This is a genomic window from Streptomyces sp. NPDC014891, from assembly GCF_043081085.1.
Lineage (GTDB): Bacteria > Actinomycetota > Actinomycetes > Streptomycetales > Streptomycetaceae > Streptomyces.
Genome location: NZ_JBIBWF010000004.1, coordinates 456,281 through 476,809, shown reverse-complemented (window position 1 = coordinate 476,809; position 20,529 = coordinate 456,281). Strand labels below are relative to the sequence as shown.

At 75.1% G+C, this 20,529-nt stretch carries 21 protein-coding genes; 10 read left to right on the top strand and 11 right to left on the bottom strand.

Annotated elements, in window-relative coordinates:
• Nucleotides 1-103 precede the first annotated feature (103 nt).
• The 6 genes from ACF09E_RS14120 to ACF09E_RS14095 all read left to right on the top strand — a co-directional run bounded on the left by ACF09E_RS14120 (nt 104) and on the right by ACF09E_RS14095 (nt 6,117).
• Complete coding sequence (locus ACF09E_RS14120; RefSeq protein ID WP_392205427.1) at nt 104-1,186, top strand: DUF6397 family protein; 1,083 nt, start codon at nt 104-106, stop codon at nt 1,184-1,186.
• 139 nt (nt 1,187-1,325) lie between these two features.
• Nucleotides 1,326-2,873 (top strand): ATP-dependent DNA ligase, encoded by a 1,548-nt coding sequence (locus ACF09E_RS14115; protein WP_392205426.1) that lies wholly within the window; start codon nt 1,326-1,328, stop codon nt 2,871-2,873.
• A gap of 117 nt (nt 2,874-2,990) precedes the next feature.
• Nucleotides 2,991-3,368 carry a hypothetical protein gene (locus tag ACF09E_RS14110; RefSeq protein ID WP_392205425.1) on the top strand — a complete coding sequence of 126 codons (378 nt, stop codon included), beginning with the start codon at nt 2,991-2,993 and terminating at the stop codon, nt 3,366-3,368.
• 382 nt (nt 3,369-3,750) lie between these two features.
• Entirely contained in the window at nt 3,751-4,536 is a 786-nt protein-coding gene (locus ACF09E_RS14105; protein ID WP_392205424.1) for a polysaccharide deacetylase family protein, read from the top strand.
• A gap of 496 nt (nt 4,537-5,032) precedes the next feature.
• Nucleotides 5,033-5,746 (top strand): hypothetical protein, encoded by a 714-nt coding sequence (locus tag ACF09E_RS14100; RefSeq protein ID WP_392205423.1) that lies wholly within the window; start codon nt 5,033-5,035, stop codon nt 5,744-5,746.
• Entirely contained in the window at nt 5,743-6,117 is a 375-nt protein-coding gene (locus tag ACF09E_RS14095) for a peptidase inhibitor family I36 protein (protein ID WP_361858041.1), read from the top strand. The genes ACF09E_RS14100 and ACF09E_RS14095 overlap by 4 nt, the downstream gene beginning before the upstream one ends.
• Before the next feature lie 91 nt (nt 6,118-6,208).
• Here the strand turns inward: ACF09E_RS14095 and ACF09E_RS14090 are convergent, their stop codons facing one another.
• The 6 genes from ACF09E_RS14090 to ACF09E_RS14065 form a co-directional block, all read right to left on the bottom strand.
• Complete coding sequence (locus tag ACF09E_RS14090) at nt 6,209-7,396, bottom strand: globin domain-containing protein (protein WP_392205422.1); 1,188 nt, start codon at nt 7,394-7,396, stop codon at nt 6,209-6,211.
• Nucleotides 7,397-7,565: 169 nt separating this feature from the next.
• Nucleotides 7,566-8,009 carry an RrF2 family transcriptional regulator gene (locus tag ACF09E_RS14085; RefSeq protein ID WP_392205421.1) on the bottom strand — a complete coding sequence of 148 codons (444 nt, stop codon included), beginning with the start codon at nt 8,007-8,009 and terminating at the stop codon, nt 7,566-7,568.
• Nucleotides 8,010-8,045: 36 nt separating this feature from the next.
• On the bottom strand, nt 8,046-9,002 hold the full coding sequence (locus ACF09E_RS14080) for a hypothetical protein (protein ID WP_392205420.1): 957 nt from the start codon (nt 9,000-9,002) through the stop codon (nt 8,046-8,048).
• A gap of 37 nt (nt 9,003-9,039) precedes the next feature.
• Entirely contained in the window at nt 9,040-9,435 is a 396-nt protein-coding gene (locus ACF09E_RS14075; RefSeq protein ID WP_392205419.1) for an SHOCT domain-containing protein, read from the bottom strand.
• Between the two features lie 174 nt (nt 9,436-9,609).
• Nucleotides 9,610-10,059 carry a peroxiredoxin gene (locus ACF09E_RS14070; protein WP_392205418.1) on the bottom strand — a complete coding sequence of 150 codons (450 nt, stop codon included), beginning with the start codon at nt 10,057-10,059 and terminating at the stop codon, nt 9,610-9,612.
• Nucleotides 10,060-10,195: 136 nt separating this feature from the next.
• Nucleotides 10,196-10,795, bottom strand: coding sequence for a PadR family transcriptional regulator (locus ACF09E_RS14065; protein WP_392205417.1), 600 nt, complete (start codon nt 10,793-10,795; stop codon nt 10,196-10,198).
• 147 nt (nt 10,796-10,942) lie between these two features.
• Between ACF09E_RS14065 and ACF09E_RS14060 the strand changes: the two genes are divergently transcribed.
• From ACF09E_RS14060 to ACF09E_RS14050, 3 genes are all read left to right on the top strand, one after another.
• Nucleotides 10,943-11,428 carry an SRPBCC family protein gene (locus ACF09E_RS14060; protein WP_392205416.1) on the top strand — a complete coding sequence of 162 codons (486 nt, stop codon included), beginning with the start codon at nt 10,943-10,945 and terminating at the stop codon, nt 11,426-11,428.
• 208 nt (nt 11,429-11,636) lie between these two features.
• The gene (locus ACF09E_RS14055; RefSeq protein WP_392205415.1) at nt 11,637-12,995 is read left to right on the top strand and encodes an Ig-like domain-containing protein; all 1,359 of its coding nucleotides are present in this window, start codon (nt 11,637-11,639) and stop codon (nt 12,993-12,995) included.
• A 78-nt stretch (nt 12,996-13,073) separates the two neighbouring features.
• Nucleotides 13,074-13,610 (top strand): tetratricopeptide repeat protein, encoded by a 537-nt coding sequence (locus ACF09E_RS14050; RefSeq protein ID WP_392205414.1) that lies wholly within the window; start codon nt 13,074-13,076, stop codon nt 13,608-13,610.
• Nucleotides 13,611-13,670: 60 nt separating this feature from the next.
• On the opposite strand, the gene ACF09E_RS14045 is transcribed toward ACF09E_RS14050, so the two are convergent.
• Nucleotides 13,671-13,988: a cupin gene (locus ACF09E_RS14045; RefSeq protein ID WP_392205413.1), complete on the bottom strand. Its 318-nt coding sequence runs from the start codon at nt 13,986-13,988 to the stop codon at nt 13,671-13,673.
• Nucleotides 13,985-15,271 carry an MFS transporter gene (locus ACF09E_RS14040; RefSeq protein WP_392205412.1) on the bottom strand — a complete coding sequence of 429 codons (1,287 nt, stop codon included), beginning with the start codon at nt 15,269-15,271 and terminating at the stop codon, nt 13,985-13,987. The genes ACF09E_RS14045 and ACF09E_RS14040 overlap by 4 nt, the downstream gene beginning before the upstream one ends.
• A 142-nt stretch (nt 15,272-15,413) precedes the next feature.
• Here ACF09E_RS14040 and ACF09E_RS14035 point away from each other — a divergent pair, with 142 nt between their 5' ends.
• A complete protein-coding gene (locus ACF09E_RS14035) occupies nt 15,414-16,304 on the top strand; it encodes a LysR substrate-binding domain-containing protein (protein WP_392205411.1) in 891 nt (296 codons plus the stop codon).
• Between the two features lie 81 nt (nt 16,305-16,385).
• Here ACF09E_RS14035 and ACF09E_RS14030 read toward each other — a convergent pair whose 3' ends face one another.
• From ACF09E_RS14030 to ACF09E_RS14020, 3 genes are all read right to left on the bottom strand, one after another.
• Entirely contained in the window at nt 16,386-17,708 is a 1,323-nt protein-coding gene (locus tag ACF09E_RS14030) for a VWA-like domain-containing protein (protein WP_392205410.1), read from the bottom strand.
• A complete protein-coding gene (locus ACF09E_RS14025; protein ID WP_392205409.1) occupies nt 17,705-18,961 on the bottom strand; it encodes an AAA family ATPase in 1,257 nt (418 codons plus the stop codon). Before ACF09E_RS14025 ends, ACF09E_RS14030 begins: the two co-directional genes overlap by 4 nt.
• A 127-nt stretch (nt 18,962-19,088) precedes the next feature.
• Entirely contained in the window at nt 19,089-20,480 is a 1,392-nt protein-coding gene (locus ACF09E_RS14020; protein ID WP_392205408.1) for a hypothetical protein, read from the bottom strand.
• Nucleotides 20,481-20,529 lie beyond the last annotated feature (49 nt).

Genomic DNA, 20,529 nt, shown 5'->3' with positions numbered 1-20,529 from the left:
CCACAGGTGGTGCGCATCTCGTCACTCTGCGTTACGTTCTTGGTGTCGGGTCGAAGCGGCCCGCGACACGGAGGACCACGGACGTACGGGGGAGGGCCGCGGCATGGCGGTGGACGGCGGGGCGCGCACGGTGACGGTGACACCGGGGCGGGCCGCACAGGAACTGGAGCTGGGCCGTGACGAGTTCCGGCTCGCGGTCCAGCTGGGCCTGGTGAGGACGGTGCCGGCGGGGGAGAGCGGCCGCCGGCGGGTCGAGCGGGCCGAGCTCGACCGGCTCAGGACCGCACCCGACTTCCCCGCCGGCCTGCGCGACCGGGTGCACGCGATCGGTACGGCGGAGGCGGCGGCGCTCCTGGAGATCTCACCCGAGCGCTTCACCCGGCTCGCCCGGACGGGGCACGTGAGCCCCGTCCGGTTCTCCCTGAACCGCTACCGGGCGGTGGTCTGGACGTACCTCGCGGAGGACGTCGCCACGCTCGGCCGCACCTGCCCGGCGCTGCTCAGCGGGAGACTGCCGGCGGAACTCCGCGAACGGCTCGCCGCCCACGAGGACCTGAGGCCGAGGAACTGGCGTGCGCGGCGTCTCGGCGTACTCCTCCGCGCCACGGACGACCCGTGGGCGCAGGCCGCCGCCATGGCCTCGATGCTCGACCCCGTCCAGGTCGCCGAGGTCGTCGACGACCCGTACGAGCGCGCCCACCTCGACCGGCTCCGCCCGCCGGAGCCGCCGGGAACGCCGGTGCGGGCGGCGGCGCGCGACATCGCCGAGCGGCTCGCGCGGGCCGACGACCCGGACGAGATCCTCTGGCACCGATTGAGCCTCGCCCTCGCGCTCGACGAGGCGCGCAGCAGGGGGCCGGCGCCCCACCCGGGCGATGCGGGTCCGCCACGGGAGAGTGGGGAGGCGCCGGGTCCCTGGGTGCCTGGCCGCATGCGCCGACAGCCGGTCCTGACGGCGGCGCCCTCTCTCCCGCCCGGACCTCCCGTGCCGCCCGCGCGGTCCGCGCCGCCGCCGGCGTCGACCCCACCCGGGCCCCTCCTGGTTCCGGCCGGGCGGCCTGCCGTGACCGAACCACCGTCGAGCCGGACGGCGGCCCGCGCCGGGCTCCTCGCCCGGCTCCGGCGCAGGAGGGCGGGCGGCGGCAGGCACGTCGGCGGACGGAAGCGCCCGATGTCCTGGCCCTGACGTCCTCACGGCGTGGAGCGCTGACGCTCTGAGGCCCTGGCGCCCTTACGGCGTGCCGCCCTTGCGGCCCCGGCGTGGTCCCGGCCCCGACGGCGCCGCGCGGCGTGCGGTGCGGGCGCGGTCCGGAGAGGATGGGCCCATGCTGCTCGCCCGTGTCGCCGAGGTGTCCCGGCAGGTCGCCGCCGAGTCGGCTCGCTCGCGCAAGATCCGCCTCCTCGCCGAGCTGTTCGCGGAGGCGGAGCCCGCGGAGAGCCCCCTCGTCATCGCCTACCTCTCGGGACGGCTGCCACAGGGCCGGATCGGGGTGGGCTGGAGCGTCCTCAAGGAGGTCGCCCCGCCCGCCGTCCCGCCCGCCGACCGGCCCGGGCTCACCCTGGAGCGCGTCGACCGCACGATGGCGGACCTCGCTGTGGTCTCCGGCGCGGGTTCCCGGGCGGAGCGCACCCGACTCGTCCACGCGCTGTTCGCCGCCGCCACCGACGCCGAACAGGAGCTGCTGCTACGCCTGCTCACCGGGGAGGTGCGCCAGGGAGCCCTCGACGCCGTCGCTCTGGAAGGCGTCGCGCAGGCGGCCGGCGTGCCCGCGGCCGAGCTGCGGCGCGCCGTGATGCTCGAAGGCTCGCTCCCCCCGGTCGCCCAGGCGGTGCTCGCCGACGGCGCCGCCGCCCTCGACCGCTTCACCCTCCGCGTCGGGAACCCGGTGCAGCCGATGCTCGCGCACACCGCCTCCTCCGTCACCGAGGCCATCGGCGACCTCGGACCCTGCGTCGTGGAGGAGAAGCTCGACGGGATCCGCGTACAGGTCCACCGGCGCGGCGACGACGTCAGGGTCCACACCCGCTCCCTGGACGACATCACCGACCGGCTGCCCGAGGTGGTCGCGACCGCCCGCGCGGTGCCGGCCGACGACTTCATCCTGGACGGTGAGGTGATCGCGCTCGATCCCGGGACCGGGCGCCCCGCGGCGTTCCAGTCCATCGCCTCCCGGGTGGGCTCCCGTACCGACGTCGCCGGCGCGCACGCCACGCTTCCCCTCACCCCGGTCTTCTTCGACGTGCTGGCGGTCGGCGGTGAGGGCCTGATCGACCGGCCGGGCCGGGAACGGCACGCGGCCCTCGCGCGACTGCTGCCCGAGGACCGTCGGGTGCGCCGCCTCGTCGTGACCGACCCCGCCGATCCCGCGCAGGTGGAGGCGGCCGAGCGGTTCTTCACCGACACCCTGGCCAGGGGCCACGAGGGCGTCCTGGTCAAGGGACTCGACGCGCCCTACGTGGCCGGCCGCAGGGGGCGCACCTGGCTGAAGGTGAAGCCCGTCCACACCGTCGACCTCGTCGTGCTGGCCGTGGAGCGGGGCCACGGGCGCAGAACCGGGCTGCTGTCCAACCTCCACCTCGGTGCGCGCGCGGCCGACGGCGGCTTCGTCATGCTCGGGAAGACCTTCAAGGGCCTCACCGACGCGATGCTCCGCTGGCAGACCGAACGGCTCGGCGAACTCGCCGTGGAGGACGACGGGTTCACCGTGCGCGTGCGGCCCGAACTGGTCGTGGAGATCGCCTACGACGGGCTCCAGGCCTCGACCCGCTACCCGGGCGGTGTCACGCTGCGCTTCGCCCGCGTGCTCCGCCACCGCCCCGACAAGCGGGCGGCCGAGGCCGACACCGTCGAGGGGATCATCGGCCGCACGTGAGCGGAGGACGCCGGGCCTCGCGGGAAGCCGCCCCGCGAGGGATCCTGGAGACGTGGCACGACGAGCGCCGGCCCGACGAGCGCGGAGCGCCACGAGAGACCGGCCGGCCGCGAGGAGATGAGCGACGTGTACGACCTGCACATCGACACCGACGTGACCGTGCAGCTCAGTGGCTGCAGCCGCGAGGACGCGCAGGCCGTCTTCGGCGTCCTCGGCGGCTTCTACGAGCTGGAGGACATGGCGGCCCCCGGTTCCCAGGCGGCCGCGGGGCCGTCCCCCACTGTCTGGACCGCGACCTTCGACACCGCCGGCGGACGCCACCAGGATGCGTCTCCCACCCGGCTGTCCTCGCCGGTCGGGGCCACGCTGAGCGGCGGCTACCACGCCGTCCACGAGGTGGAGAAGGTGCTCGCCGCCGGCTTCGACATCCAGTCCCAGCAGTCCGTCTCCGGTGACCAGGAGACCGAGGCCCGACTGATGCTGGCCTCCCGCTGAGCCGGAGGCGGTGACTCCCCGGACGGAGCGGACGGGCGCCGTCCGGGGTTCACGTGTGCCCGTCCGCCGTGCCGCCCCGTCGCTCGCCCGTGCGTGTCCGCGTGTCCGTCCGTTCATGCTCTCCTGCCCCCGCGTTCAGCCTGTCCGTCCGCGTGCTCCGCTCGCGCCGGCGCCCGTGCGCGTGGCCGTGAGGGGGCGGACCCCCTCCTGGACGGTCCCGGGCAGGTGAGGACCGCCCGTGCCGAGATTCGAACGTATGGGGGACCCCCCTGCCCTCCCCGGTATACACCGTGTGTAGAGTTCTCGATCTGCCGTGAGAGCCGCCCTGACCAGGCGGTCGCCGGCCGTATCGCAGACAACACCGGGGAAAGCAGGTTCCACCATGTTCCGATCCAGGCCGGGCCGACGCAGGGGGACGGCCACCGCCCTGATCGCCGCGGCGTCGTTGACGCTGACGCTGGGAGGCTGCGGGGTCGACACCGTCACCCCGCAGGACGCACGGGGGGAGGGGGGATCGGACGACAAGGCGGGCGCCGCCGCCCGCCGCGTGGACTGCGCCAAGGCCAAGTGCATCGCGCTGACCTTCGACGCCGGGCCCGGCAAGGACACCCCCCGACTCCTCGACGTGCTCAAGGAGAAGCAGGTCCCCGCGACCTTCTTCCTGCTGGGCAGCAAGCACGTCGACCGCTACCCCAAGGTGGTCAAGCGCATCGCCGACGAGGGGCACGAGGTCGCGAACCACACGTGGACCCACCGGATCCTGACCGACCTCGACGAGTCCGAGATACGCGAGGAGCTGTCCCGCACCCAGGACGCCGTCGAGAAGATCACCGGCCGGAAGCCGACCCTCATGCGCCCGCCGCAGGGCCGTACCGACGGGACCGTGTCCGACGTCAGCCGCGAACTCGGACTCGCCCAGATCCTGTGGAGCGTCACCGCCAAGGACTACTCCACCACCGACTCCGCCCTCATACGGCAGCGGGTGCTGGAGCAGGCGCACGGCGACGCGATCATCCTGCTCCACGACATCTACGACGGAACGGTCCCGGCCGTCCCCTCCATCATCGACGAGCTGAAGCGGCGGGGCTACACCTTCGTGACCGTCCCCGAGCTCCTGGCCCCGGGCAGGGCCGAGCCGGGCGCCGTCTACCGCCCCGAGAAGGACTGAGCGGAGGAGATCCCGAAACAGGGTGAGGTGACTCACACCGCCCACAAAGGGATGCTCGGAACATTCGGGAAAGGTCGACCGTTGCTACGTATGTGACGCCCAAGGGGCCCGGTCCCCAAGGTCCCCCCCATGAGGTGACCGCCCTTCGCGTCGCGGCAGAACGGCCCCGGTTGGAATCCCCCGTCCAACCGGGGCTCTGTCGTTCCCGGGCCACGCGGCCCCATCCGGCCGGCATGGCCCGCAGCCCCGCCCGCACCCCGACGCGCGACCGGCATCCCGGCCGAAACCCGACCGGCATCCCGCCCGGCGGCCCCGTGGGCGTGGGTCACCCGTCCGCAGGGCAGGACCGCAGCGCGTGAGCGGCGTGCACCCCGGCGCGTTCGACCCGTTCGAGTGAGCCACGGCATGGCGGTCCCGCACTCGGGCAGTGATCGTCCCGAGCGCCGATCCGATCACCTGTCGGCGCTCCGACCAGGGACGATCGAAGGGGGATCCCATGTTCAGCAGCGCCCCGCGGAGGCCCAGCGCTCTCCTGACCGCGGCCGCGGCACTCCTGCTGTCCGGCTGCGCGGCCGTGGGTCCGGGCTCCTCCTCGGCCCCCGCGGCCCCGGCCGCCGTGACGGCCCAGGACGCACTCCTCGAGGCCGCCGAGCACCGGCTCGTGGTCGACTGCCTGAGCGGACGGGGACTGTCCCTGGCGTCCCGCCCCCGGGCCCCGGACGAGGAGCGAAAACTCCAGGCGGCGCTGTTCGGCGCCGGCCCACAAGAGCTCTCCGTCACCCTCGCGACGGGCGCCACGGTCACCGCCCACGAGGACGGCTGCGTCGCCGAGTCCCGCCGGCGGCTCTACGGCGACCAGCGCCGCTGGTTCAGAGCGCAGGTCGTCGTCGACAACCTCCGCACCGAGGCCCAGGCGCGGATGCGCGCCGATCCCGCTCATCAGGCGGCGCTCGCCCGGTGGACCCGGTGCGTGGCACCGGCGGGCGCCCCCCGTCCCGACCGACCCGATCCGGCCGTCGCCACCCGCTGCGCGCGCGAGAGCGGACTAGACGAGGTCCGGGGGCGGCTGGAGGCCGTCGAGCTGGTGACGGTGCGCGCGCTGCGCCGGGACGAACTCACCACCTACCGGCAGTTGCGCGACCGCGCACTGCGGCGGGCAGTCGAACTGCCCGCCTCCACCCCACCCCAGAAAGGCGCCACTTCCTCGTGAAGCGACTTCTCGTCACCGCCGCCGCGGCGGCCCTGTTCACCGCCACCGCGGGCCTCGCCCTCGCGACCTCCGCCGGGGCGGCCGAGTGTCCCAGCGGAGAGTTCTGCGTGTGGCAGGACGCCCACTTCGGCGGTCAGCGTGCCAACTGGAGCGGCGACGACGGCTGGTGGGAGAGCTGGATCTCCGACACCGACTCCTCCTGGGCCAACCACGGCATCTCCGGACCGGGGATCAAGGACCACGTCAAGGTCTACGAGAGCGCCTGGCAGGGCGGCGGCATGACCATCTGTCTCGCCCCCGGCCAGGAGGTCGGCTACAACGGCGCGGCCAACGACCGGGGCGACTCCCACATCTGGTCGACGGGCTGCTGACCGCTCCACCGCGTCTCCCCGCGTCGCGGAGCGGACGACCGTCCTGCCGCCCCCGCCCCTACCGGCGGGGCGGCGGGACGGTACGGCTCCCTCAGCCCTCGTGGCCCAGCCACAGGTCGGGACCGAAGACCTCGTAGTGGACGTCGGCGGCCGCGACGCCGCGGCGGAGCAGATCGCCGCGGACCGCACGGAGGAAGGGGAGCGGTCCGCAGAGGTAGGCCGTGACCCCGGCCGGCAGGTCGAGCGTCGTGACGTCGGCGCGGCCCGGCCGGGCTCCGGAGTCGCCCGGCTCCTCGTACCAGAGGTGCAGAGCTCCCCCGGGCAGCGCCGCCACCAGACGCCGCAGTTCGGCGGCGTGTGCGTGCGTCGCGGGGGAACGGTCGGCGTGGACGACGACGACCGGCCGGGTCGACCCCGTGGACGCCAGGTGGTCGAGCATGGACAGCATCGGGGTGCTGCCGATGCCGGCGGAGGCGAGCAGCAGCGGGCTCTCGCCCTCGGGCAGGACGAGGTCGCCGAACGGTGCCGAGACCGTCAGGACGTCACCGGCGCGGGCCCGGTCGTGCAGGCGGGAGGAGACCTCCCCGGCCGGTTCTCCGGCGACCCGCTTGACGGTGATCCGCCACTGCGACCGGCCGGGCGCGGCGGACAGGCTGTACTGACGGATCTGCCGTGCGCCGTCGGGCAGGGGCACCCGGACGCTCACGTACTGGCCCGGCCGGAACGGCGGTGTGGGCGTCCCGTCCGGGTTCCGGAGGACGAAGGAGACGGTGTCGGGGGTCTCCTCCCGGCGCTCGGCGATCTCCATCGACCGCCATACCTGTCCCTCCGGGACGCCGGTCCGCCGGTAGAGCCGCGCCTCCACGGCGATCAGCGCGTTCGCCATCAGCCAGTACACCTCGTCCCACGCCCGCGCGACCTCGGGTGTGACGGCCTCGCCGAGGACCTCGGCGATCGCGGCGAACAGGTGCTCGTGGACCGTCTTGTACTGCGCGGACGTCACGCCGAGCGAGGCGTGCTTGTGGGCGATCCGCGACAGCATCGCGTCGGGGCGCTCGTCCGGCCTCTCCAGCAGGGCGCCCGCGAACGCGGCTATGGCCCCGGCCAGTGCCTTCTGCTGCTCGCCGCCGGCCTGGTTCCCCCGGTTGAAGAGGTCGCGCAGGAGCTCCGGACGAGCCGCGAACAGACGGTCGTAGAACCGCTCGGTGATGCGGTCGAGCGCGCCGCCGACGGCAGGCAGGGTGGCGCGGACGACCGGGACGGCCTGCTCGGACAGCATGGGAACTCTCAATCTGGTAGATGATCTACGTATTTAAGATCGCGCGCGGCTGTGCCGCGCGCGAAGGCGTGCGTCGGACGGGGGCGTGCCTCGTGCCCGTGCGCGGGTCCGGCGCGCGGGCGCCTCGTGCGCGAGCGGCCGCGCGTCGCCGCCGCCGCGCGCCGACGCCTCAGGAGGTGGGGCGCGGAGTGAGGGAGAGGAGCAGGGGGCCGGTGGGGGAGTCGACCAGCTCCGCCACGGTCAGCGGGTCCAGCACGCGGTAGAACGCCTCCTGTGCCTCCCGCAGCGCTCCCCGCAGCCGGCAGGCGCTCCGCAGGGGGCACGGGGGGTCGCCGTCGCAGGCCACGACCTCCTCCTCGCCCTCCAGGGTGCGGGCGAGCCAGCCCACCGAGGAGCGGCGCCCGGACTCCGTGAGGACCAGGCCGCCGCCCCGCCCGCGCCGGGCCTCGACCACGCCGAGGTGCTGGAGCCGGGTGACCACCTTCGCCATGTGGGCGTAGGGCACGTCCATCGACTCCGCCACCTCGCGGGTGGTGACGGATTCCTCCGGGGTGGTGACCGCCAGGCGCATCACGGCACGGAGCGCCAGATCGGTGAACTTCGTCAGCCTCACGCCGTGACCGTATCAAACCCGCATCTCGCATGCGTATTAGGGTCGCGAGCGGGTCCCGTCCGTCGATCGGGAGCGCCGCCGGTGGTGCCGCCACAGCCACCATCCGCCCGAGAGCAGGCAGCTGGTGGTGAGGACGATCCCCACGACGGGCCACCGCCCGCCCGCGATGCGGATGTCGGTGACGACCACCAGGAAGAGGGCGACCGCCGGGAGCAGGACGGATCCCACGGCCCGCAGTCCCGCCCGCGCCATGTACGGATCGAGGCGTACGGCCCGGGGTGAGCGCGGGTCGGCGGACCCGACGTAGAAGACGACGGCGCGGTCCGTCATGCGTGTCGTGCCCCGGTGGTACCCCGAGGCCATGTACGGGAGCCAGACCAGGGGCGCCACCAGGCCGACCAGGAACACCGCGCCGAGGAGGGCCCACCTGCCGACCCGGACCCAGCGCCCCGTTCCGTCGTCCGGCGTGACGAGGCCGAGCAGCCGGGCCATGCGGGCGATCAGGTCCAGGAAGGCCGCCGGGCGCCCCCGGTCCCCTCGGGTTCCCGGCCGGGCCCCGGCCCGGTCGAGTGCGGCCCGTGCCGTCCCGGTGTCCTCATACACCCCCTGGAGGACGAGGAGTTCGGCGGCGCGTTCCGGGTCCGCGGAGTTCCGGCCCTCCGCGGCGGCGATCTCCAGGACCGTGCGCACCTGGGTGAGGAGCGCGCCGCAGAAGGCCACCGGGATGAGCAGGAGGAACGGGCCGCCGACGAAGGCGCCCTCGGCCGTGACGGCCCGGCGCCCCCGGGCCGCGATCAGGGAGCGCAGAGCGGCCGCGTCGGCCTCGGGGTGGGCGGCACGCAGCCGCTCGACGGTGGGTCCGGCACCCGGACCCAGGTGGCGCAGGGCGAAGGACGCGAGCGACTCCGGGAGCCGGCCGGGATCCGCCACGACTTCCTTCAGCAGGGAGCCGGCGAGCCCGGCGGCCGGTGCCGCCCGCGTCCGCTTCCGCACCTCGGCGTGCGCCTTCCTCCTGTGCCCGCCCCGGCCCTCAGGCCAGGACCTTGGCCTTCGCCTTCTCGAACTCCTCGGGCGTGATGGCGCCCTTGTCCTTGAGCTCCGCCAGCCGTGCCAGTTCCTCGGTGGCGCTGCCGCCGCCCTGCTTGCCCGCGGCCTTGCGGATGTAGTCCTGGAAGGCGGCCTCGCTGTCCTTGGCCTGCTTGACGTCGCGTTCCCCCATGCTCCTGCCCCGGGCGATCACGTAGACCAGCACGCCGAGGTAGGGGAGGAGGATGCAGAAGATCAGCCAGCCGGCCTTGGCCCAGCCGTTCAGCGAGTGGTCCCGGAAGATGTCGGTGATCACCTTGAAGAGCAGGAACAGCCACATGATCCAGAGGAAGAACCACAGCATGGTCCAGAACACGTTGAGGAGAGGGTAGTCGTCCATACCGGCGCACTCCGTTCCCGCACCGGCCGGGAAGCCGGGCATGGAGCGAGTCTCACCCAGCCCTGCCGTGCCCGCACGTCGTGGCCGCTCCGCGTGCGCGCGGCCCGGCGGTGTGGTCCGCTGGAGGGCCCGCGCCGCACGGCAGGGCCGTGCGGGCCGGGCCGGGGACGGCCCTCAGGCGCCGCGCAGGGCGGCGAGCGCGCGGTCCGCGTGGGCGCTCATGCGCAGTTCGCTGCGGACGACCTCCCGCACCCGCCGGTCCTGGCCGATCACGAACGTCACCCGCTTGGTCGGCGCCAGCGAGAACCCGCGCTTGACCCCGAACCGGTCGCGCACGGTGCCGTCGGGGTCCGAGAGCAGCGGATAGCCGAGGGAGTGCCGCTCCGCGAACTCCTGCTGACGCTCCACCGGATCCGTGCTGATGCCCACCGGCGTCGCGCCGACCGCGCGGAACTCGGCGGCGAGGTCGCGGAAGTGGCAGGCTTCGGCGGTGCAACCGGGGGTGAGCGCCGCCGGGTAGAAGAAGAGCACGACAGGCCCGTCGGCCAGCAGGCCGCTCAGGGAGCGGTCGGCCCCCGTCTCGTCCGGAAGGCTGAAGTCCTCGACGAGGTCACCGACGTTCATAGAGGCCCGTCCCCGATCCGTACGTACGACGTCACCGGAGCCTCCGGTGACCGGCCGGTGACGTTACCGCACGGTAGGACGCGCCGTCACCCTTCCGGAACTTCGCGGGTGCCCCGCCTCCTTCCGGCCGTTCCGGTCAGGCGCGGGGCACGGCGGGCGCCACGCCCGTGATGCCGCGGCCGGCCCGCGCGCGCCGGTCGAGCACGGCCAGCGCGCGCTCGCCCCACCGCAGGTTCTCCTCCTCGAAGAACCGGCCGCGCATCAGCGTGAGGTACGGGCCGACGCGCTCCGCCTCGTCGAGGTACGTCTCCTCGTCCCGCCCGGCCAGCATCCGCTCCCGCAGCCGGTCGTAGCGGGCCAGCTTCGCCCGGGACGCCTCCATCCGCTGGGCCACGAAACCGCGCACGGCCGCGCTGTCGCCGCCGTCGCACGCCTGCACCTGGACCAGCAGTTCGTCCCGGACGGCGCTGGGGCGCGGCGGCGCGGACGTGTACGCGGCCAGTTCCCGCAGGCCCGGCTCCGTCAGACTGAACATCCGCTTGTTGGGACGCCGTTCCTGCTCGACCACGCGCGCCGTGATCAGGCCGGCCTCGGCGAGCTTCTCCAGCTCGCGGTAGAGCTGCTGGGGGGTGGCGGCCCAGAAGTTGGCGACGGACACGTCGAAGATCTTGGCGAGGTCGTATCCGGATGCCTCGCCCTCCAGGAGAGCTGCGAGGACGGCGTGCTTGAGCGACATTCCGACACGCTAGCAGCACGTTGAATAGTTTCCTCCGCACCTATTCAACCGGCGCTTCCCGGGTCGGACGGGCGTCCTAGGCTGGCACGTCCGTCCGGCGCCTGCCTAGGCTGGAGGCGGGGGACGGCAGAGCCGAGGGGCAGCGCGATGGACAGCGACACGTTCGTCTACACCACCTACATCCGGACCACCCCCGACGAGGTCTGGACGGCGCTCACGGACCCGGACTCCACCCGCCGGTACTGGGGCGTCGCCTTCGAGAGCGAGTGGACCCCCGGCGCGCCCATGGTCTGGGACGAGACCGGACGCCGTACCGCCGACCCGGAGCAGGTCGTGCTCGCGGCCGAACCGGGCCGGCTCCTCTCCTACACCTGGCACACCTTCACGCCGGCCTGGGCGGAGGCCGTCCACCTGGACGGTGAGGTGTACGAGCGGCTCGCCCGGGAGCCCCGGTCCACGGTGACCTTCCTGATCGAGCCCTCGGGCGACACGGTCAAACTCACCGTCACCCATGGGGACCTGGCCCCCGACGGCCTGATGAAGGGGATGATCGGCGAAGGGTGGCCCGCGCTGCTCTCCAGCCTCAAGTCCCTGCTGGAGACGGGCGAGGAGCTCCCCGAACCGCCCCGCTGACCCGCGTGCGTCCCCCCACCCACCCATGCCGCACGTCCCGCCGACCCCGCTGATCCGCGCGCAACCGCCGCTGACCCATTCGAGTCGTCTCGGCCGCCCCTGCGCCGCCACGCCCGGGCCGTGGATCATCCTTTCCTCCTTTCATCGGTTTTGATGCCGATGTCGGTGCCGTTCGCCGACGTCCTGTCGCCGCCGGAAAGGGGAGGGTGTGTCGGACGCGTCGTCACGCAGGTACGTACGGGGGTGGGGAGCGCTCTCCCTGGCACTCGGGGTCGTCCTCGTCGGCACGGCGGCCCAGTCCCCGGCCGTCCGGGCCGCAGGCGCCCGGGGGACCCCGGAGCGCACCGCCCTCGTCACGGTCGACGGCTGCGCCGCCCCCGACGGCCTCTGCCTCGCACCCCGCCACACCGTCGCCCTCCGCGGCGGACGGGTCCTCACGGGGGAGCCGTTCACGCTCGGAGCGCCGGCCACCGGACCGGTGGAGCTCGCGCTCCGCACCCCGGGTGTCCTCGCCGACGTCACCGTCACCGACCGGCGCGGCCGCCGCGTCGCGGGAACAGCGAACGCCGACGGCACCCGCTGGACCAGTACGGCCCCGCTCCCGGCGGGCGGCCGGTACGCCGCCCGCCTCGTCGTCGAGCGGGCCGGCGCCCTCGGCTCCGACCGGCACCGCGCCCGCCTGGACTTCCGCACGGCGCCGGCTCCCGCGGGGGAGCGGCTCACGGTCGTCTTCGGCCCCGACGACGGCGGCACCTACGGGGTGGGACAGCCGGTCACCGCCGAACTCAGCCATCCCGTACCGGCGGACGAGCCCGAGGCCCGCCAGGTCGTGGAACGCGCGCTCCTGGTAAGGAGCGAGCCCCGTGTCGATGGCGCCTGGCACTGGGTCGACTCCGACACGCTCCACTACCGTCCGCCCGTGTACTGGCCCGCCGGCACCACGGTCAGGGTGCGCAGCGGCCTCGAAGGGGCGAGGATCACCGGAGGCCTGTACGGCGGCCGGTCACACCCCGTCACCTTCACCACCGGCAGCCGGATCGAGGCCGTCACCGACGTCGCCGCGCTCCGGATGACCGTCTTCCGCGACGGCGAGCCGCTCCGCACCCTCCCGGTGACCACGGGCAGGGCCGGGTACCGCACCCGGGGCGGCACCAAGGTCGTCCTCGGCAAGGAGCCGCTCGTCCGGATGCGCGGCGACTCCATCGGCATCACCCGCGGCGACCCGGACTACTTCGACCTCAAGGTCCGCTGGGCCACCAGGGTGACCTGGAGCGGCGAGTACCTGCACGCCGCGCCCTGGTCGCTCGACGCGCAGGGCAGCGAGAACGTCAGCCACGGCTGCACCGGCATGAGCACCGAGGACGCCGCCTGGCTGTTCGCCACCGTGCGGGAGGGCGACGTCGTCCGCGTGGTCAACGGCCACGGCGAACCGATGACCCCGTTCGACAACGGCTTCGGCGACTGGAACCTCGGCTGGCCCGAGTGGCTCCGCGGCAGCGCCCTCGCCTCCGGCGCCGCCGGAGCCCGCTCGGGCGGCGCCGCGGTCGCCCTCCGCCCGGCCCTGTGAGACGCCGGTCCCGGTCCCGCACCCGCCCGGGGCCGCACCGCCCCGAGCCGCTCGCGGGGGAGCTGAAAGGATGCGGGCATGGGACACGACCACGACGAGCACGAGAAGCAGGACAGGGACGCCGGGCTGGCCGAGGCGGTCGCGATGCGGGGCCGCGGCGACCGGGAGGAGGCACGCGAGAGGCTCGTCGCCCTCGCCGCCCGCTACCCGGAGGACGCGGAGATCGCGTACCAGACCGCCTGGGCGCACGACGTCCTCGGGCTGGAGACGGAGGCGGTCCCCCACTACGAACGCGCCCTCGCGGGCGGCGGGACCGGCGACGGCGCCCTTGACGAGGACGACCGGCGCGGCGCGCTCCTCGGCCTCGGCAGCACCTACCGCTGCCTCGGCCGCTACGAGGACGCCGTCGCGCTCCTGACCGGCGCGGTCGAGGAGTTCCCGGACGACGGCTCCCTGCGCACCTTCCTCGCGATGGCCCTCTACAACACCGGCCGGCACCACGAGTCCACCAGCCTGCTGCTCCGTCTCGTCGCCGCCACCAGCGAGGACCCGTCCGTGCGGCAGTACCGCCGGGCCATCGACCACTACGCCGGGGACCTCGACGCGATCGGCTGAGAGGGGAGGAGGCCGCGCGCCGTCACCACCCCGGGAGACCATCGCCCGGCGCGGCCGCCGTCAGTCGTTCACCGCCGTCAGCAGCACCACCGAGTCGTCCAGCGCCGTGATCCCGTGCCGTTCCGTGAGCATCCGCAGGATGCCGGCCGACATCTCCTCCGCCCGGCCCGCCATCGTCAGGTTCACCCGGCCCCGGAGCACCTGGAGGCTGGCCGCCGGCGGCGCGTTGTGCTCGTCGAGGGACGTGCCCGCCGTCAGGGCGATGACGGACTGCCGCAGCACCCCGTCGTGCATGATCAGGTGCGCGCTGCGCCCGTGCGGCGCGATGCGGGCCGCGGCCATGTGCTCGTCGGCCAGGGCGGTGAGGTCCAGCTTCATGACTCTCCCTGCGGGATGCGCGGGCGGATAACCCCAGCCTCCCGTGTGGCGTCCGGGACGCAACTCGGGACCGGCTGTCGCGCCGAGCGCACCGCCGCGGTCCCGCCGACGGCGACGAGCGCCCCGCCGCCGAGCAGCGCGACGGACCAGCCGTGCTCGGCGTACAGCCACGACCCGGCGAGCGAACCGACCGCCCCGCCTCCGAAGGAGGCCAGCATGAACACCGTGTTGACCCGGGCGGCCACCGCGCGACCGATGCCGAGGATCCTCGCCTGATGGGCCACCTGCCCCGCGCCGACCCCCACCACCAGCAGGTTCGCCCCCGCGACCAGACCCACGGGGGAGTACGGCGCCAGCCCGGCCACGGCGATCCCGAGCCCCGCCAGCCCCAGGCCCGCGATGCTCACCCGGGACGCCCCGTAGCGGTCCGTGAGCGGCCCCGCCGAGGCCGAGAGCAGCGCGGCGGGCAGCGTCAGCACGCCGAAGAGGCCGGCCGCGCCGGGGCCGTATCCCAGGGGCGGATCCGCCAGGTGGAAGGCGAGCACCGCCCAGAAGACGCTGAAGGCGCCGAAGAGGCAGGCCCCGAGCAGGGCCGAGACGCGCAGCGCGCGGTGGGCGGCCAGCAGCCCGGGCAGTCCGGCGAGCAGCCCGGCGTAGGAGACCCGACCGGGCGGCCCCAGCCGCTCGGGCAGGTGGCGCGGAAGGACGACCAGCACGGCCGCCGTCGCCGCGGCGGCCACGAGGTACGCCGCCCGCCAGCTGCCGCTCGCGTCGGTCACGGCGCCCGAGACCGTACGGGAGAGGGTCGAGCCCAGCGTGAGGCCGAGCCCGACCAGCCCGACGACCCGGCCCTGCCGCCCGGGACCCGCGAGCACGGCGGCGACGGGGGTGAGGATCTGGGGGAGCACCGTGGTCGTCGACAGGGCGAGCGTCGCCAGCGCCAGGGTGAGCACGCCGGGTGCCGCGGCCGCGCCGAGCAGGGCGGCCGCGGTCAGGGCGAGCAGGACCGAGGTCAGACGCCGGAGCCGCGCGGTGTCGGCCAGCGGGACGAGCAGCAGGATGCCCAGTGCGTAGCCGACCTGGGCGGCGGTGGCGATCAGCCCCGCCGTGCGCTCGGAGACGTCGAGGCTCCGCGCCACCGCCGCGAGGAGCGGCTGGGGGAAGTAGATGTTGGCGACGGTGACGGCGCCGGCGACGGCGAGGAGGAGGACGTTCATCCGGACCGGCGTCGCGGGCGCGGGGGAGGCGGTCGATGCGGGGGCGTCGGTGGTGCGAGGGTCCACGGAGTCTCTTCCGTTCCGGGGGCGGGACTCCTCCAGGCTCCCCGCCGCGGCACCGGGGGAACAAGCTGTCATCATGGAACCGGCGTTGAGCCGCACTCAACGATCAGAGGGGCCGCACCCGAGCGGCCGCGGGGGAGGAACGGTGCTCGAACGGTACGAACTGGAGACGTTCCTCGTGCTCGCCGAGGAGCTCCACTTCGGACGCACCGGCGAGCGTCTCGGCGTCTCCACCGGCCGTGTCAGCCAGACCGTGAAGAAGCTGGAGCGCCGCTTCGGCACCCCGCTCTTCGCCCGCACCAGCCGCAGCGTCGCCCTCACCCCGGTCGGCCGGCGCCTGTACGAGGACGTCCTGCCCGCCCACCGGCAGCTCCGCGCCGCCGTGGAACGCGCCACCGAGGCCGGACGGGGTGCGCACGGCAGCCTGCGGGCCGGCTTCGGAACACCCTGGGACGCGGAACTCCTCACGGCCGCCGCCGAAGCCCTCCGCCGCGACCGCCCCGGCTGCGAGGTCAGCGTCCGCGAGGTCCCCCTCGACGGGGGAGTCAGGCCCGTCCTGGACGGCGACCTCGACATCCAGCTGGCCGCCTTCCCGGTGCGCGAGCCCGGGCTGACCACCGGTCCCGTCGCCGTCCGCGACGACCGTGTCCTGCTGCTGCCCGCCTCGCATCCGCTGGCCGGACGGACCGCCCTCGGTCTCGAGGACCTTGCCGGGCTGCCCCTGATCACCACCGAGGGCGCCCATCCGCGCCACTGGCTCGACCACCACTACCCCCGGCGCACCCCGTCCGGGGCTCCGATTCCCAGGGGGCCGGTCGCGGCCACCTGGCAGGAGGTCCTCTCCCATGTGACGGCGGGCCGGGGCGTCACCCCGGGTGCGGCCCGCGGCGCCCGCTACCACCCGCGCCCCGGCATCGCCTATGTCCCGCTGCGGGACGCCCCGCCCCTCGAGTACGGCCTGGTCTGGCCCGCCGCCGCCGAATCGGCCCTGATCAGGACGTTCGTCGCGGCGGTCGGGACGGTACGGGAGGAGTGACCCGCCCCCGGCCGGTCGCCGGCGCCCGCCTCCGGGGACGTCGTCGAGTCGATGCAGGGGACACCGGCGGTACGGCGGGGGCTAGCCGATCGTCACCACCCGCGCCCAGTCGGGCGGGGTGTCCGGCTCGTAGTCGGGATCGTTCTCGATCCACGCCCCGTGGCCCGGCCCGGAGCGCGGGAACAGCCCCACCACCGTCCGGCACGGCGGCCGTTCCTCCGGCCAGGGCGTCTGGCCGTCCGTCAGGACCACGATGACGTCGGGCCGGGGCACCGTGCGCAGCGCCCGGGAGAAGCCGGTCCGCAGATCCGTACCACCGCCGCCCACCAGGGGGATGCCCTCGGCGCTGCACAGCGGATGCACCGTTCGGGCCGCCGCGTCGCAGGACATCACCGTCACCAGGTCGCGGCGCCCGCCCACGGCCCGGGCGATCGCGGCCACTTCGAGGAGCGCGCCGCCGAGCTCCGCGTCGCTCACCGAACCGGAGGTGTCCACGATCACCGAGACCCGGGGCGGTCGCCGCCGAAGGCTGGGCAGCACCACGCCCGGCAGGCCCGCCGAGCGCCGCGACGGCCGCCCGTACGAGTAGTCCTCGCCCGCCCCGGACGCGGACGCCGCCGAGCGGACCGCCGCCCCCAGCAGGTCCCGCCAGGCCTGCGGCGGGTGGAAGACCTCCTCCGCCCACCGCTTCCACGCCTTCGGCGTGTTCCCGGGGCGGCCCTTGACGGCCTGCGCCACCCGGAACCGCACGGCGTCCCGCTGCTGCTCGCTGAGGCCGTCCGCGCCGTCGGCCCCCAGGTCCCACTCACGGTCCAGCCCGTCGGCGCCGCTGCCGCAGTCCAGCCAGGCGAGGTGCTCCATGCCTGAGCCGAACCCGATCCGGGGCAGGTAGTCCTCCATCAACTCGCCGGAGGGGAGCCCGAGCGCATCCGGGGTGACCGCGTCCTCCGGCATGACGAGCCCGTCCCCGAACACGTCGTCGTTGATCTCGCAGTCCGCCGCGATGTTCATCAGCAACCGGGCGCCCGGTCCGGTCAGGCCGCGCTCCCGGGCGACCCGGTCGCCGCGCCCGTGGTGGTCCCTCAGGAGGTGCGACACCTCGTGCACCCAGACCCCGGCGAGGTCCTCCACGGGCGTCCGTTGCACGAACACCGGCGACACGTAGCACCGCCAGTGCCGGTCGACGGCCATGGTCGGCACGCGCCGGGACTCCACGACGCGCAGGGCGAACAGCGCGGTCGCCAGATAGGGCCGGGCTCGGACGGCGTACAGCCGCGCCGCGAAGAGCTTGTCCAGGTCGAGGCCGGGGCCCGGCTCGGCTCCCGCGCCGTCTCGCGCTGCCGGGCCGGCCTGCGCTGCCGCGCCGTCTTGCGCTGCCGGGCCGGCGCCGGTGACCGGGCTCATCGCGCGCCCGCGGAGGACGCCGGGCGGCCCGCCCGCCGTGCGCCGGTCCCGACCAGGGCCGCCGCCTCGTCCGCACGCCGGGACAGCGAGACCGCGCCCGCGAGGCGCTCGATGGCGGGCGGGACGTCCCAGTCCGCACGGCGGAGCGAGGCGAGCGTGGTCGCCGGGACGACGACCAGATCCGGCGCGCCGGTCTCCGCGGCCCGGGCGAGCAGCGCCCACGCGGCCTCCCAGCGGGCCTTCTCCGGGCGCGCGCCGACCGCGGACACCACGCCGTCGAGCGCGGCCTGGCGCAGGTCGCCCCGCTCGGGCAGCTCGGCGCCGGCCGGGTCGGCCAGCAGCACCTCGGGGTCCGGCAGCTCCATGCGGTCCAGGTGGGCCAGGAGTTCGAGGCCCGGGCCGTCCCCGACCGTGCCCCTGACGAGCAGCGAGAGCACCTCGCGGGAGGAACCGGCGGCGGTCGCGAAGGCGAGCAGACACAGACTCATCTCCCAGCTGCGCGGGGACGGCCAGGCGCCGCCCCGCCGGGCCTCCCCGCCGGGCAGCCGGTGCACCAGCGTGGGCCGGGTGGCGAGCAGCCCGCACACGGCGCGCCGGGCGAAGTCCACCGCCCGCGGGAGGAGTTCCGGGTCGAGCCGGGGCAGCGTCGCCCGCGGCCAGGTGCCGCCGAGGCCGCGGACGACGACGTCATGGTCGTGGGTCCACTGGAGGTGCACGAAGCGGTTCGCCAGCGGAGGGCTCAGCTCCCAGCCGTCCGCCGCCGACGCGCGCGGGTTGGCCGCGGCCACGATGCGCACCGCGGACGGCAGCCGGAGCGCGCCGACCCGCCGCTCCAGGACGAGCCGGAGCAGGGCCGCCTGCACGGCCGGCGGAGCTGTCGACAACTCGTCGAGGAACAGCAGACCGCGGCCCTCCTTCACGAGCCGCACCGCCCAGTCCGGCGGGGCCATCGGCACGCCCTGTTCGGCCGGGTCGTCCCCGACGACGGGCAGCCCGGAGAAGTCGGACGGCTCGTGGACGCTGGCGATGACCGTCGTGAGCGGAAGGTCGAGGGACTCGGCGAGCCGGGTCAGCGCGGCCGTCTTGCCGATGCCCGGTTCTCCCCAGAGCAGTACGGGCAGGTCGGCGGCGACCGCGAGCGTCAGGGCCTCCAGCTGGTCGTCCGGGCGCGGTTCGGTCGTGGAGTCGCGCAGCAGGGCGAGCAGGGCGTCGGCGACGTCGAGCTGGGCGGGGGCAGGGGTGCTCAAGGGCATGGGTGATCACCTGTGGGTCGTCGTCGGTGGGGCGGACCGGCGCTGCCGTGGTGGTCGGCGGCACCGGCGCACACCGGTGGTGGGAAGGGGACACGTGGTACCGGCGCGGATGCCGGTGTCGCGCGGGTCAGCGGGAGCGGTGGGGGCGGGTGCGACGGTTGCGGGGACGCTCGGGGCCGGGAGGGCCCGCGCGGGTCGGCCCAGGGCCGTACAGGTCCGCCCGGTACAGCCCGTACGCGATGCGCCGCCGGGCGGCGGACTCCAGGGCGTCCCGCAGCGCGCCGTTGCGCAGCGCCGCGCCGGGACCCAGCAGGCCCTCGACGACGGCCAGCGCGCCCGCGATGTCGCCGTGGTCCAGGCGCTCCCGGACGCCGGTCAGGCAGTCCGGCCGCCGGTGGGCCTCGTCGACGGCCTGGAGACAGGGGAGCGGAGGGCCGCCGAGCGCGACCAGCAGCTCCTCCCGCCGGATCTCGGCGGGACCGTGGTCGAGCGGGGCCAGGACGCCGTCGGAGAAGCCGATGCGGTGCGGGACTCCCCGGCAGTCCACCAGGCGTGGCCGCCCGGGCGGGTCGGCGGTCGGGGCCGGTCCCGCGGCCGGCCGGCCGGGCACGAGCGCCGCGGCGACCAGGGGGTGCAGCCGCCCGGCCTCGACGAGTCCGGCGCGCAGCAACGCGAGGTCGGGCGGTACCCAGGTCGCCGCGTCGGGCAGCGTGGGCAGCGCCTCCACCGCCGCGCGGGGAGCGGGCAGGATCGAGACGGGGCCGCCGTCCGGCGGCACGTCGAGCACCAGGTGCCGGCGGGCCCCGAGCCGTACCCCGACCCGCCCGGAACCCCGGCCCTCCGACGCGAGGAGGATCCCGGCCTCCGCCGCCCAGCGGTCGACGGCCCGGTCGTCCCTCTCCTCGTCCGGCAGCGGCGGATCCGGCGGCGATACGGTGTCGGCCCCGGAACGGAGCCGCAGTTCGTCACTGCGGGTCGCGTCCCAGAGGTGACGGTGCAGATCCAGGCGGTACCGCCGGCTCGGCCGTGGATGCGGATGCCGGCGCTCGCCCTCGGAGGACCGCGCACCGTCCCACAGAGCGAGGCTCAGCCGCTGACCGGCGTCCGCCCAGGCGGGCGCGGTCCGCACCACGAGGAAGAGCGGCGGCGACGAGGCGGCGCCCGGGGGCGCGGCGCCCGAGCCGTCCTCCCCAGGGGCCGCGTACCGCGCCAGCGGCACGGTGAGGCCCGGGCGCAGGAGTCCGTCGGGAGCGATCCGCGGCATGTGCCAGCGCAGCAGGTCGGGAGCGAGTCGCCGGAGGTCGGCCTTGACGAGGGCGGCGCGTTCCCGCCCGTACGTGCGGGCGGCGGAGCGCAGGTCGAGATCGACGTCGACGCGGGCCGCGGCGCAGGCGCCCGCCCAGTCGCCGACGGAACGGCGCCGGCCGGCGGTCTCGATCATGGAGGGCGGCACGGCGAACTCGCGCACGCGCAGCCAGAGGGAATGGCGGGTGTCGCCGTTCACGCGGGGAGTGGTCATCAGCACTCACCTTGCGCGGACGGAACCCCCGATCTGAGAGCAGAGGAAG